Below are 12,961 nucleotides of genomic sequence, written 5' to 3'. Positions count from 1 at the left end.
CCTGCCAGCAATGGCGGTCACGTCAGGCTCGAAGGTTTGGACAGCGTGCTATTGCAGATGACTCCACGTTCCTCTCCAGTTGTGTCTACGCTGACAAGCGCCAGTGCTCGGTCCACTTGAAAGCTCTTTGAACTTTTAGCCTGCCGCACCGCTCGGAAACTAGGCGACCGGATCACACGAGTCAGTATGAATTGCTCCGGTTGCCAAATTTTTGTCCAGCAGCCTGTTTCGGGCTGTACGCAACCTTTATTGCATGGATTCGCACAGGAGCGTCCCTGGGGCGTGAGGAGTGATGCTCGATGAATGTGACTGCCGATCAGCCATTTGGTCCGGATTCCCTGGCCACCGATACCCAACACCCGGCTCGACCTATAACCCTGACCCAAGCCTTGCAATTGCCGCGCATCGTGATCGAAAACACGACTCCGGTGATCGACGGTGGGCTGTTTGCCGCCAAGGCAATCGTGGGCCAGCCAGTCCCCGTCACCAGCAAGGTATTCGCTGACGGGCACGATAAACTGGCGGTCAAGATTCGCTGGCGTGCTGCCGATGAAGCCCATTGGCACACCGCGTCGATGCGCGAGCTGGTCAATGACAACTGGGTCGGTGAGTTCACCCCGACCTCTGTCAAGGGCCACGTCTTCCGCCTGGAGGCCTGGATCGATCAGTTCGCCAGCTATCGCTATGAACTAGAGAAAAAATTCAGTGCCGGCGTTTCAATCGAGCTGGAGTTGATTGAAGGTCGTATTCAGCTGGAACATGCCGCCGAACGCAGCAAGGGCGAGCTGCAGCAGCAGATTAAAGCAGCGATTGGCGAGCTTGAAGCCGCCGAGGCCGAGGAAAAAGTCGCGTTGTTGCTGCACAGTGAAACGGCTGCGCTGATGGAGCAGGCTGATAATCAGGCGTTCCTGAGTCGCAGCGTCGAGTTTCCGCTGGATGTGGAGCGAGAGCTCGCGCAGTTTGCCAGCTGGTACGAATTGTTTCCGCGCTCGATCACCGACAGTCCCGAGCGTCATGGCACGTTTAACGATGTTCACTCGCGTCTGCCCACCATCCGCGACATGGGCTTTGACGTGCTGTATTTCCCGCCGATCCACCCGATTGGCCGCTCGCACCGTAAAGGCCCGAACAACTCACTGACCGCCGGACCTGACGATCCGGGCAGCCCGTATGCCATCGGCAGCGAGGAGGGTGGTCACGATGCCATTCACCCGCAATTGGGTAGCCGTGAGGACTTCCGTAATCTGGTTGCCGCTGCTGCCGAGCATGGTCTGGAGATCGCACTGGATTTCGCCATTCAGTGTTCTCAGGACCACCCGTGGCTCAAGCAACATCCGGGTTGGTTCACCTGGCGCCCGGACGGCACGATCCGCTACGCGGAAAATCCGCCGAAAAAATATCAGGACATCGTCAACGTCGATTTCTATGCGCCTGACGCGATTCCGAGCCTCTGGCTGGAGCTGCGCGACGTGGTCCTGGGCTGGGTCAAGGAAGGGGTCAAGATTTTCCGTGTCGACAATCCCCACACCAAACCGCTGCCTTTCTGGCAATGGATGATTGCCGATATTCGCAGTCAGCATCCGGAAGTCATGTTCCTGGCTGAGGCGTTCACCAAGCCGGGCATGATGGCGCGCCTGGGCAAGGTCGGCTACTCCCAGAGCTACACCTATTTCACCTGGCGCAACACCAAGGCCGAATTGACCGAGTACCTGACCGAGCTCAACGAGTCGCCGTGGCGCGAATGCTACCGTCCGAACTTCTTCGTCAATACCCCGGACATCAACCCGCCGTTCCTGCAGCAGTCCGGGCGTGCTGGCTTCCTGATACGGGCGGCACTGGCGACCATGGGCTCCGGCTTGTGGGGCATGTATTCCGGTTTCGAGCTGTGTGAAGCCGCGCCAGTACCGGGCAAGGAAGAGTATCTGGACTCGGAGAAATACCAGCTGCGTCCACGAGACTTTACGGCGCCCGGCAATATCATCCCCGAAATCGCTCAATTGAATCGTATCCGACGCCAGAATCCGGCGTTGCAGACCCACTTGGGCCTGAAGGTTTATAACGTCTGGAACGACAATATTTTGTACTTCGGCAAGCGCAGTGCAGATGGCAGCAACTTCATTCTGGTGGCCATCAACCTTGATCCGTTCAATGTGCAAGAGGGGCAATTTGAACTGCCGCTGTGGGAAATGGGGCTGCCTGACGATGCCGCAACCTCCGGCGAAGATTTGATGACCGGGCATCGCTGGACCTGGTACGGGAAAACCCAGACCACGCGTCTTGACCCGGCATACCAGCCTTTCGGCATCTGGCGTATCCAGTCCACGAATTAAGCAGCAGGGACACATTTATGGCGAAGAAGCCCAAGAGCGCGGCGTTTATCAATGACCCGCTCTGGTACAAGGACGCAGTGATCTACCAGGTTCACGTGAAGTCTTTTTTCGATTCGAACGACGACGGGATTGGTGACTTTCCCGGCCTGATCGCCAAGCTGGATTACATTGCCGAGCTTGGGGTCAACACCATCTGGCTGTTGCCGTTCTACCCGTCGCCGCGCCGCGACGATGGTTACGACATCGCCGATTATCGGGGTGTGCACAGCGATTACGGCACCATGGCTGACGCGAAGAAGTTTATTGCCGAGGCCCATAAACGTGGCTTGCGGGTGATCACCGAGTTGGTCATCAACCACACTTCCGACCAGCATCCATGGTTTCAGAAGGCCCGCACCTCCAAGCCGGGCTCCAAGGCTCGGGATTTTTACGTGTGGTCCGACAGCGACCAGAAATACGACGGTACGCGAATCATCTTTCTCGACACCGAGAAGTCCAACTGGACTTGGGATCCGGTGGCGGGCCAGTACTTCTGGCACCGTTTCTACTCCCACCAGCCGGACCTGAACTTCGACAATCCGGCGGTTATGGAAGCGGTTCTGGAAGTGATGCGCTATTGGCTGGATATGGGCATTGATGGCCTGCGTCTGGATGCGATCCCGTACCTGATCGAACGTGACGGCACCAATAACGAAAACCTGCCGGAAACGCACACGGTTCTGAAGAAGATTCGCGCCGAAATCGACGCCAATTATCCGGACCGAATGTTGCTGGCCGAGGCCAATCAATGGCCGGAAGACACCCAGCTGTATTTCGGGGAAACCAAAGGCAAGGATGGCGATGAATGCCATATGGCCTTCCACTTCCCGTTGATGCCGCGCATGTACATGGCGCTGGCGCAGGAAGACCGCTTTCCGATCACCGACATCCTGCGTCAGACCCCGGAAATCCCGGCCAACTGCCAGTGGGCGATCTTTTTGCGCAACCACGATGAGCTGACCCTGGAAATGGTCACCGATCGTGAGCGTGATTACCTGTGGAATTACTACGCTGCTGACCGCCGCGCTCGTATCAATCTGGGTATTCGTCGACGTCTTGCGCCGCTGGTAGAGCGCGACCGCCGTCGGGTTGAATTGCTGAACAGCATGCTGTTATCGATGCCCGGCACGCCGACTTTGTATTACGGCGATGAAATCGGCATGGGCGACAACATTTACCTCGGCGACCGGGACGGTGTGCGCACGCCAATGCAGTGGTCTATCGACCGCAACGGTGGCTTTTCCCGCGCCGATCCGGCCAGCCTGGTGCTGCCGCCGATCATGGACCCGCTGTACGGTTACCAGTCGGTCAACGTTGAAACCCAGAACAATGACAAGCATTCCCTATTGAACTGGAATCGGCGCATGCTGACTGTGCGCAAGCAGCAGAAAGCCTTTGGTCGCGGCACGTTGAAAATGCTTTCGCCGAGCAATCGACGGATTCTGGCCTATATTCGCGAGTACACCGGACCGGATGGCAAGAACGAAATCATCCTGTGCGTGGCTAACGTTTCCAGTGCGTCGCAGGCCGCAGAATTGGATTTGTCCAATCATGCAGGCACGGTGCCGGTCGAGATGTTGGGCGGCAGTGCGTTTCCGCCTATTGGCCAGCTCAACTATCTACTGACTTTGCCGCCCTATGGTTTTTACTGGTTTTTGTTGGCATCGGAGAATCAGATGCCAAGCTGGCACGTAGAGCCCGCGCAGAGCATCCCGGACTTTCCGACCATGGTTCTGAAAAAACGACTCGAAGAGCTGCTCGACGAACCGTTGCGCAGCACGATGGAAAACAACTCGCTGGCGGTCTACTTGCCTAAACGCCGCTGGTTTGCGGCCAAGGACAAGGCCATCGACAAGGTGCACATCGCCTATGCAGTGCGTTTTGGCGATGCATCGCACCCGGTTCTGCTCAGCGAAATCGAAGTCACCGCTGGTGATCATCAAGGCCGCTATCAGTTGCCGTTCGGCCTGTTGGCTGAGGATGACATCAGCAGCGCATTGCCTCAGCAACTGGCGCTGGCCCGTGTTCGTCGCGGACGTCAGGTCGGCTTGATCACCGACGCCTTCACCCTGGAAACCTTCATTCGTGCGGTCATTCAAGGCATGCAGGCTGAAACCGTGCTGCACAGCAGCGAAGGTGAGTTGCGATTCGAGCGCACCGCGTTGCTCGAACCGCTTGGGCTGAATACTGAATCGGAAGTGCGCTACCTGTCTGCCGAACAGTCCAACAGTTCGGTAGTCGTGGGCGGCAGCGTGGTGCTGAAGATGATCCGTAAGGTCACGGCAGGGGTTCACCCGGAGCTGGAAATGGGTGCTTACCTGACCAATGCGGGCTACATGCACATTTCACCGTTGCTGGGTTCGGTGGTGCGGGTGGGTAATGATGGCGAACCTAACCTGCTGATGATTGCCCAGGGTTATCTGAGCAATCAGGGCGACGCGTGGGAATGGACGCAGAACAACCTGGAACGTGCGGTGCGCGATGAAATGGCGCACGGGGTTTCCGGACAGGAACAGCATTACAACGCATTGCTGGAGCTGGCTGATTTTTCCCGCAACCTTGGGCAACGCCTCGGCGAAATGCATCAGGTGCTGGCGGCCAAAACCGACAATGCCGACTTCACTGCCGAAGTAACGACGGTCAAGGAAAGCCAGACTTCCGGTAAAAGCGTGGGAGCACAAATTGAGCGCGCCTTGCAGTACCTGGAGCAGCAGAAGTCGCACCTTGACGCGGTTGATCAGAAACTGGTGACCGATCTGTTGGGCAAGCGCAAGCAAATCCTCAATCACGTGCAGGTTTTGGCCAAGCGTTCGGTGGGCGGTTTGCGTATCCGGGTGCATGGCGACTTGCACCTTGGCCAGATCCTGGTGGTCAAGGGCGATGCCTACCTGATCGATTTCGAAGGCGAACCGGCTCGCCCGATGCACGAACGACGCGCCAAGCACAGCCCGTACAAAGACGTGAGCGGTGTGCTGCGTTCCTTTGACTATGCCGCGGCCATGGCCGTGCGCAGTGCGCAAAGTGTCGATACTTCACCGGAGGCTGGCGCTGCGCGCCGTCGTGTCGCCGAGGCGTATTTGAGTCAGGCCCGTGAAGCTTTCATCGACGGCTACCGCTCGACGACCACGAAACTGGCGCATGCCTGGAAAGATGCCAAGGGTGAAAGTGCCGCACTTGAGCTTTTCACCCTTGAAAAAACTGCTTATGAAGTGGTCTACGAAGCTGAAAACCGCCCGACCTGGTTGTCGGTGCCGTTGCAAGGCTTGCGTGGGCTGCTCAACCTGTCTGATGGAGAGTCTCAATGAATGCGCCTGATAAAACCGGCGCGGCTCCGCAGTTGATGCCCGCAGCCGCGGACATGGATGCGTTGATCCGTGCTGAACACCGTGACCCATTCTCTGTACTCGGCCCTCATGGCGATGGCGCCAACGGTCAGTTCATTCGGGCTTACCTGCCGGATGCCTTGAGCGTCAGTGTGTTGGCCCGTGATGGCGAACGTGAACTGGGTCCGCTGCAAATGAGCGAAGTGCCGGGGTTTTTCGTCGGTCACTTCACCGACGCCCAACCGTACTTGCTGAAAGTCAACTGGGCCGGCGGTGAGCAGATCACTGAAGACCCGTACAGCTTTGGCCCGTTGCTGGGCGAGATGGACCTTTACCTGTTTGCCGAAGGCAACCATCGCGACTTGAGCAGCTGTCTGGGTGCGCAGGTGAAGAATGTCGATGGCATCGACGGCGTGCGCTTCTCGGTCTGGGCGCCGAACGCGCGGCGTGTCTCGGTCGTCGGCGGTTTCAACAACTGGGACGGTCGTCGTCACACCATGCGCCTGCGTCATCCGACCGGTGTCTGGGAAGTGTTTGTTCCGCGCTTGAAGCCCGGCGAAGTCTACAAGTACGAGATTCTTGGCGCCGATGGCATCCTGCCGCTGAAAGCCGATCCCATGGCTCTGGCGACCACCATGCCACCGGATACGGCCTCGAAAGTCGCCGCGCCATTGCAATTCGACTGGAAGGACGATGCCTGGCTGGCCTCCCGTGCGGAGCGTCATGCGGCCAATGCGCCCTTGTCGATTTACGAGCTGCACGCCGGTTCGTGGCAGAAAGAGCAGAATGAAGAAGGCGAGTGGCGCCAGTACAACTGGCATGAGTTGGGCGAACGGCTGATTCCGTACATTAAGGAACTGGGCTTCACCCATATCGAGCTGATGCCGATCATGGAACACCCGTTCGGTGGTTCTTGGGGCTATCAACTGTTAGCGCAATTCGCGCCGACTGCCCGCTACGGTTCACCGGAAGATTTTGCCGCCTTCGTCAACGCCTGCCACGAGGCGGAGATCGGCGTGATTCTTGACTGGGTACCGGCGCATTTTCCGACCGATACGCACGGTCTGGCGCAGTTCGACGGCACCGCGCTGTACGAATATGCCAACCCTCAGGAAGGCTTTCACCAGGATTGGGACACGCTGATCTACAACCTGGGTCGTACCGAAGTGCATGGCTTCATGCTGGCTTCCGGGCTGCACTGGCTCAAGCACTTCCACGTCGACGGCCTGCGCGTGGATGCTGTTGCCTCGATGCTGTATCGCGATTATTCGCGTAAAGCCGGGGAGTGGGTGCCTAACCGTTTTGGCGGTCGTGAGAATCTGGAAGCCATCGACTTCCTGCGTCACCTCAATGACGTGGTCAATCTCGAAGTTCCGGGCGCATTGGTGATTGCCGAAGAGTCCACCGCCTGGCCGGGCGTGAGTCAGACCACGCAACAAGGTGGTTTGGGCTTTGCCTACAAATGGAATATGGGCTGGATGCACGACACCCTGCATTACATGCAGCAGGATCCGATTCATCGTGCCCATCACCATAGCGAGCTGAGCTTCGGCTTGATGTATGCCTGGTCGGAGAAATTCATCCTGCCGATCTCCCATGACGAAGTGGTGCACGGCAAGCATTCGTTAATCGACAAAATGCCCGGTGATCGCTGGCAGAAATTTGCCAACCTGCGTGCCTACCTGACGTTTATGTGGACTCATCCGGGCAAGAAATTGCTGTTCATGGGCTGCGAGTTCGGTCAATGGCGTGAGTGGAACCACGACGAACAGCTGGATTGGTACCTGCTGCAATACGCTGAGCACATCGGCGTGAAGACCCTGGTCAGCGATCTGAACCGGATCTATCGCGACGAGAAAGCGCTGCACGAGCGCGATACCGAGCCGATGGGCTTCCAGTGGTTGATCGGCGACGATGCCGCCAACAGCGTTTTCGCCTGGTTGCGCTGGAGCAAGGAAGGCGAGCCGCTGCTGGTGGTCGCCAACCTGACGCCTGTGCCGCGCGTGAACTATCGCGTCGGCGTGCCGTTCGCAGGCAAGTGGAGCGAGCTGCTTAACAGCGACGCGGAAACCTATGCCGGTTCCAACTTCGGCAATGGCGGCGCGGTGCAGACGCAAGACAGCAAAAGCCATGGCATGCCGGCTTCGCTGGAACTGAACCTGCCGCCGCTGGCAGTGTTGATTCTCAAGCCTTACGCCGAGTAATCGACAGGCAACGCGGCGTTCGATATGAGCGCCGCGTTGTGGTTTTTGGCGAGCCATATTACCAACTGATCCTCATCCCCAGATTGCCCATCAAGCCTTCCAGATTGTCATCGTCGACGTTGCCGCTGTAATCGGCGCTGACATACAGACTCACTTCCTTCGACACTTTCGCCACCAGACCCACACCCAAGTCAGCGGTGGTGGACCTGTGCTCGGTCTTGATTCTGTCCACGTGATCAAAGGTCACCGTGTCCGATCCGCCGAAGGTGTGCCATAGATTGCTGCGCAGATAGGGTTCCAGTGGCATGCCGCCGACCCTATACCGACCTTTCAAACGCGCGCCGACCCGGCCAGTGGTGTAGGACTGGGAATCAAACGACACGTGGGAAATTCCGTCATTCTGGCTGTCCAGATCAATGTGCTGGTTGATCACTTGCGCCTGGGGTTCGACGACCCAGTTCGCAGAGACCGGAATGGGATACCCGGCTTCCAGGGACAGACTCAGCGCCCGGCCTTCAGTGTCGATCCTTACCCCTCGGTCCGAGCGGCTGTAACCATCCAGGCGTGTACCCATCGCCACGGCATCGACGTACCAGCCTTGCGGATCGACCAGTGTCCAGTACAAGCCCAGGCTATCGCCTTCGATTTTGACTTTGCCGGTGCGGTTGTCCTTGAACCCGCCAGCAAAGCCGTCCACATGCCCGTCCAGACGACTGTGGCCGACGAAGAAACCGCTGCGCTGGGAACGGCCGCCCGCAGTTTCGGACGCGTACAGGTCATGGCCGATCTGATAGCCCTTGAGCGAAGCGTCCAGACTTGGATCGACAGTGCCGGACCAGCTGCGCTTGAAGTCATTGCCGAACGCTCGCGCCCATCCCGCTGGCACAAAGCCGGACTCGGTCAGCAGGCTTTGCTCACCCTGACGATCATGAAAGGTGCCCAGTGACATCTGGGTCAGCATCGCGGCGGCGGGTGGCACCACGGCGTAGTTGGGCACTTCCATGCGGTACAGCGTAATCGGTGCCGCGCCGAGGACTGGCGTCGGCAGCGGCGGGGTGCCGATGGCGGCGACTGGAGGAGTCGCGGCAGGCTGCACGGTTGGGGTGGTTGGCGTTGTAGGTGTGGTCGGCGTTGTCGGTTCGGTTGGCGTAACCGGTGGTTCTGGCGCAGTGGGCGGTACTGCCAGCGCCAAGGGTTGTGAGAGCACGGTCGAGCGCAGGAACCAGCTGTTTTCCGATCCTGCTGTCGCGCCGCCTTTGAATAAATAGTACTCGTAGGCCCCGACCGGCAAAGAATTGCCCAGCGTGAAGGCACTGTTGTTGCTGGTTGCTCCCTCGCTGGCCTGCACCACTTGAATACCGTTTTGTTGCGTAACCGCGCCCAGCCCGCCAAGGTTGGCGACGTTGATCTGCGTAGTCCCGCTGATCGCGCCCTGGGCCACAACCAGCTTGTCGCTGGCGGAAGAATCATCGCCCAAAACCGATTGCAGCAGCAACTTGCCACTGTTGCCGACGTAGTTGCCGCGCACCGTCAGGGTGTCGGTTGCCAGGCTGCTGCCGGTGGTCATGTCCAGGGCTCCGGCGTTGTTCAGGGTTGCCAGTTGCCCGGCTGCAAAGGGGCGCAAGGTTCCGGCACTAGACGTGACGGTGCTGCTTGCGTCGATGTTGAACACGCCCGTGCCGCTGGTGGCGTCGCCGACGACCAGTTCCCCGGCCAGATCCATGCGCGATCCATTGCTAAGGTTGACGGTTTCCCAATTGGCGTAGCGACCCGGAACTGCAGTCGTCGAAGCGTCGAAGGTCAGGGTGTCGGTGCCCGCTCCGCCGTCAAGCAATGGGTTCGAACCGAAGAACATTTCAGTGAGGTTGGTCAGCGTGGCGGTGTCATTGCCGTCGGCCATCAATACAGCGCCGCGTATCAGCCCCCCGTCGTGCCAGGCAAAGATGTCATTGCCAAAGCTGGCTCGCACGCCTCCACGCAATTCGCCGCCACTGACGGTGATGCGGTCGTCGCCACCGCTGACGCTGACCACGCCGCCGATGGTGCCACCGGAGATGATGATGGTGTCCTTGCCAAAGCCGGTCACCAGGTTATTGATGATATTGCCGCCCGACATGTCGAACACGTTGTCGTCCAGTTTCATGTCGACCCGGCCAATGCTGCCGCCCGTCATGTGAGCAATGTCGCCGTCTTCGAAAGCGTTGTTGATGGTGCCTCCGGTCATGAGGAATGTGTCATGTCCGTCGCCTTGAGTCAGGGAACGCAGGGTCCCGCCGCTCATGAAGAAGTCATCTGGATCGAAGCTTTGATTGACGTCGCCGGTGATGGTGCCTGCGGTGATTCTGAACTCGTCAACTCCGGCACCTTGATTGAAGTCGCCGACAATGCTGCCGGAATTCATGTCGATGCGGTCATGACCTGCACCAAATGAGACATCTCCAACGATTGCGCCGCTGCCCCCCGCGGGGAAAACCAATGTGTTGTTGCCGCCGGGATTAGTGAGCGGGCCACTGCTGCCGCTATCGCAAATCTGCACGTCGCTGCCAATAGTCGAGTTCAGATCACAGGCAGCTCGTGCCTGATTGCATAACACGCCAAGTATTGCGATGGGCACGACGGCAAAACGCCATGGGCATGCGTTGCCACGGAGGTGCTTCATGATGTCTCTCCCTGAGTAGCGTAGTCAGGGAGGCGGTCAGATCGTGCCTGCGGCCCACGCTAAACGCACGACATGTCAGACCAGCGACATTGCGTTTTTCCATGTTTAATAAGTAGTTGCATCTTCAGTAGAGAAGCGATCCAACCACCCGTCAAGTAAATGACCGACGGGTGGTTGACGCGCAGCCACCGATTTTTGCATGGTTTCAGAGATGAACTTCAACCGCCAGTGGCAGATGATCGGACAAATGTGTCCAGGGCCGGTGACCGAGGATTTTCGGTGAGTGGCTGCTGGCATTGCGCAGATACACACGATCCAGACGCAGCAGCGGGAAGCGCGCGGGGTAGGTCTTGGCTAATAAACCGTGATGGCGCTCGAAGGCTTCGTGCAGATAATCACAGCGAGCCAACGTGGCATTGCCCCGCAGCTGCCAGTCGTTGAAATCGCCTGCGATGATGACCGGCGCGTGGCTTGGCAGGGAATCCAGCAGTTTGCACAGCAGGTCCAGCTGCAATTGCCGATGACTTTCCAGCAGGCTCAAATGTACGCAGATCGCATGCACCTCATCGTGCCCCGGCACCTGCAATACGCAATGCAGCAGGCCGCGCCGTTCGGGTCCGGTGATGGAAATGTCGAGATTGCGATGGCTCAGAATCGGGTATTTGGAGAGCAGGGCGTTGCCGTGATGACCGTCGGGATAAACCGCATTGCGGCCGTAGGCAAAATCACTCCACATGCTATCGGCGAGAAATTCGTAGTGGGAAGTCACCGGCCAGTCATGATGGCGTGACGCGTGACCGTCGTGGCTACCCAGCACTTCCTGCAGGAACACCAGATCAGCGCCAGTGCTACGCACCGCTTCACGTAGTTCCGGGAGGATGAAGCGTCGATTGAACGCGGTGAATCCCTTGTGGGTATTGACGGTCAGGACACGCAGCTTGTGGACGTCCGGGCTGTTGCTCATGTCCACTGCATTACCATTTATACCAGCAGGATCAGGGGGCACACGAACGCTCCTAAGGACGGTAAATGTCTAAATGGGACTGATGCGTACGCTGGCAGTTCATCTTTTTTGGCCGCAGATATTTCCTCAAATCCTCGGGCGGCGCGACAGCATGACCGTAAGCATCAGGCCGCCTATCGATAGCAGTGACGCGAAGAAAAAGATCGAGGCGTACCCCATGCCCAAGGCGATTGCGCCCATCACCGGTCCGGCAATCGCCAGGGCGAGATCGAAGAACACCGCGTAAGCACTCAAGCCGGCACTGCGACTGGAAATCGGCACTTGCTTGATTGCTTCAACGCCCAGCGCCGGGTACACCAGAGACAATCCAAGGCCCGTCAAACCTGCGCCCGCCAGGGCAAAACCCGTATTGGGCGAAAGCCACAACAGGACCAGGCCCAGAGTTTCTACGCCCATGCAGACAATGGCCGAGGTGAAGCCGCCAAGACGGTTGATCGCGCCGATGAACAGCAAGCGGGCAAGGATGAAACAAATCCCGAAGACGCTCAGGCAATAAGCGGCGCCTTCCCATCCGCGGCTGACGTAGAACAGCGTGATGAACGTGGTCATCGTGCCATAGCCGATTGACGCCAGCGTCAGGCTTACGCCATAAGGCGCGATGCGTCCGAACACCGACCAGAACGGCAGACGTTCGCCCTTGATTACAGGGATCGAAGGTTTGTTGCGAATGATCACCAAGGCCACAACAGCCATCGCTGTCAAAGCAATGCCCAGGCTGAAGAAACCCAGTTCGCGAGTCATCACATAACCCAGCGGCGCGCCGATGGCGATGGCCCCATACGAAGCAATTCCGTTCCAGGAAATCGCCCGGGCCGTATGGTCCGGCCCGACTTTGCCGATGCACCAACTGATGCTTCCGACACCGATCAGGCCTTGAGAAACCCCAATGAACAAACGCGCGATGATTAGAATGGTCAGGCTTATCAAGGGCACGCTTTCCAGCAGCGTCGCAACCGAAGTCAGCACTCCGCTGATTGCAATTCCGGACATGCCGTAAACGATTGCCAGCTTGGTGCCGATGGTGTCGCAGACCCTGCCTGCCAGTGGACGGCTGAGCAGGGTGGCCAGGTATTGCGAACCAATCGTCAGACCTGCGATGACTGCGCTGAATCCCAGCTGGTCGTGAACGTAACCCGGCAACACGGCGATCGGCAGGCCAATGCACAGGAACGCGATAAAGGTATAGAGCACAATGGAAACGATCTGCAACGTGATCGTCATGGAACTGACTTCAACTGACGGCGGGGGGGTGAAGGCGGAGGACATGGGCTCGTTCGCTGGCAAGCGGTAGGGAGTGGCACATCATGGCCCGAGAATCCGGGAAATGAAAGCATGCTAACGATGTAGTTTATTTTTATGTAAACAAATATTGCCGAGGGCTG

At 58.3% G+C, this 12,961-nt stretch carries 6 protein-coding genes; 3 read left to right on the top strand and 3 right to left on the bottom strand.

The features are described 5' to 3' along the window. Positions 1–299: 299 nt before the first annotated feature. Genes ACP7E4_RS18790 through glgB form a run of 3 tightly spaced genes read left to right on the top strand, consistent with a single transcriptional unit; the run spans position 300 to position 7,896 of the window. Positions 300–2,330, top strand: coding sequence for an alpha-1,4-glucan--maltose-1-phosphate maltosyltransferase (locus ACP7E4_RS18790; RefSeq protein WP_426116858.1), 2,031 nt, complete (start codon positions 300–302; stop codon positions 2,328–2,330). Between the two features lie 17 nt (positions 2,331–2,347). Further along, positions 2,348–5,674, top strand: coding sequence for a maltose alpha-D-glucosyltransferase (treS, locus tag ACP7E4_RS18785; RefSeq protein ID WP_426116856.1), 3,327 nt, complete (start codon positions 2,348–2,350; stop codon positions 5,672–5,674). Continuing rightward, on the top strand, positions 5,671–7,896 hold the full coding sequence (glgB, locus tag ACP7E4_RS18780; protein ID WP_426116854.1) for a 1,4-alpha-glucan branching protein GlgB: 2,226 nt from the start codon (positions 5,671–5,673) through the stop codon (positions 7,894–7,896). Before treS ends, glgB begins: the two co-directional genes overlap by 4 nt. Before the next feature lie 58 nt (positions 7,897–7,954). Here glgB and ACP7E4_RS18775 read toward each other — a convergent pair whose 3' ends face one another. The 3 genes from ACP7E4_RS18775 to ACP7E4_RS18765 form a co-directional block, all read right to left on the bottom strand. After that, the gene (locus ACP7E4_RS18775) at positions 7,955–10,555 is read right to left on the bottom strand and encodes an autotransporter outer membrane beta-barrel domain-containing protein (protein WP_426116852.1); all 2,601 of its coding nucleotides are present in this window, start codon (positions 10,553–10,555) and stop codon (positions 7,955–7,957) included. A gap of 205 nt (positions 10,556–10,760) precedes the next feature. After that, a complete protein-coding gene (locus ACP7E4_RS18770) occupies positions 10,761–11,519 on the bottom strand; it encodes an endonuclease/exonuclease/phosphatase family protein (protein WP_426116850.1) in 759 nt (252 codons plus the stop codon). Positions 11,520–11,645: 126 nt separating this feature from the next. Further along, on the bottom strand, positions 11,646–12,845 hold the full coding sequence (locus tag ACP7E4_RS18765; RefSeq protein ID WP_426116848.1) for an MFS transporter: 1,200 nt from the start codon (positions 12,843–12,845) through the stop codon (positions 11,646–11,648). Positions 12,846–12,961: the final 116 nt, after the last annotated feature.

It is taken from the genome of Pseudomonas sp. DSP3-2-3 (genome assembly GCF_049898225.1).
In the GTDB taxonomy this organism is placed as follows: Bacteria; Pseudomonadota; Gammaproteobacteria; order Pseudomonadales; family Pseudomonadaceae; genus Aquipseudomonas.
This window is presented reverse-complemented; position numbering and strand designations above follow the sequence as displayed.

Excerpts from the sequence above, each read along its gene's own strand:
- ACP7E4_RS18770 (WP_426116850.1), bottom strand. The coding sequence starts at position 11,519 with ATGAGCAACAGCCCGGACGTCCACAAGCTGCGTGTCCTGACCGTCAAT.
- ACP7E4_RS18790 (WP_426116858.1), top strand. The coding sequence starts at position 300 with ATGAATGTGACTGCCGATCAGCCATTTGGTCCGGATTCCCTGGCCACC.
- ACP7E4_RS18765 (WP_426116848.1), bottom strand. The coding sequence starts at position 12,845 with ATGTCCTCCGCCTTCACCCCCCCGCCGTCAGTTGAAGTCAGTTCCATG.
- glgB (WP_426116854.1), top strand. The coding sequence starts at position 5,671 with ATGAATGCGCCTGATAAAACCGGCGCGGCTCCGCAGTTGATGCCCGCA.
- treS (WP_426116856.1), top strand. The coding sequence starts at position 2,348 with ATGGCGAAGAAGCCCAAGAGCGCGGCGTTTATCAATGACCCGCTCTGG.
- ACP7E4_RS18775 (WP_426116852.1), bottom strand. The coding sequence starts at position 10,555 with ATGAAGCACCTCCGTGGCAACGCATGCCCATGGCGTTTTGCCGTCGTG.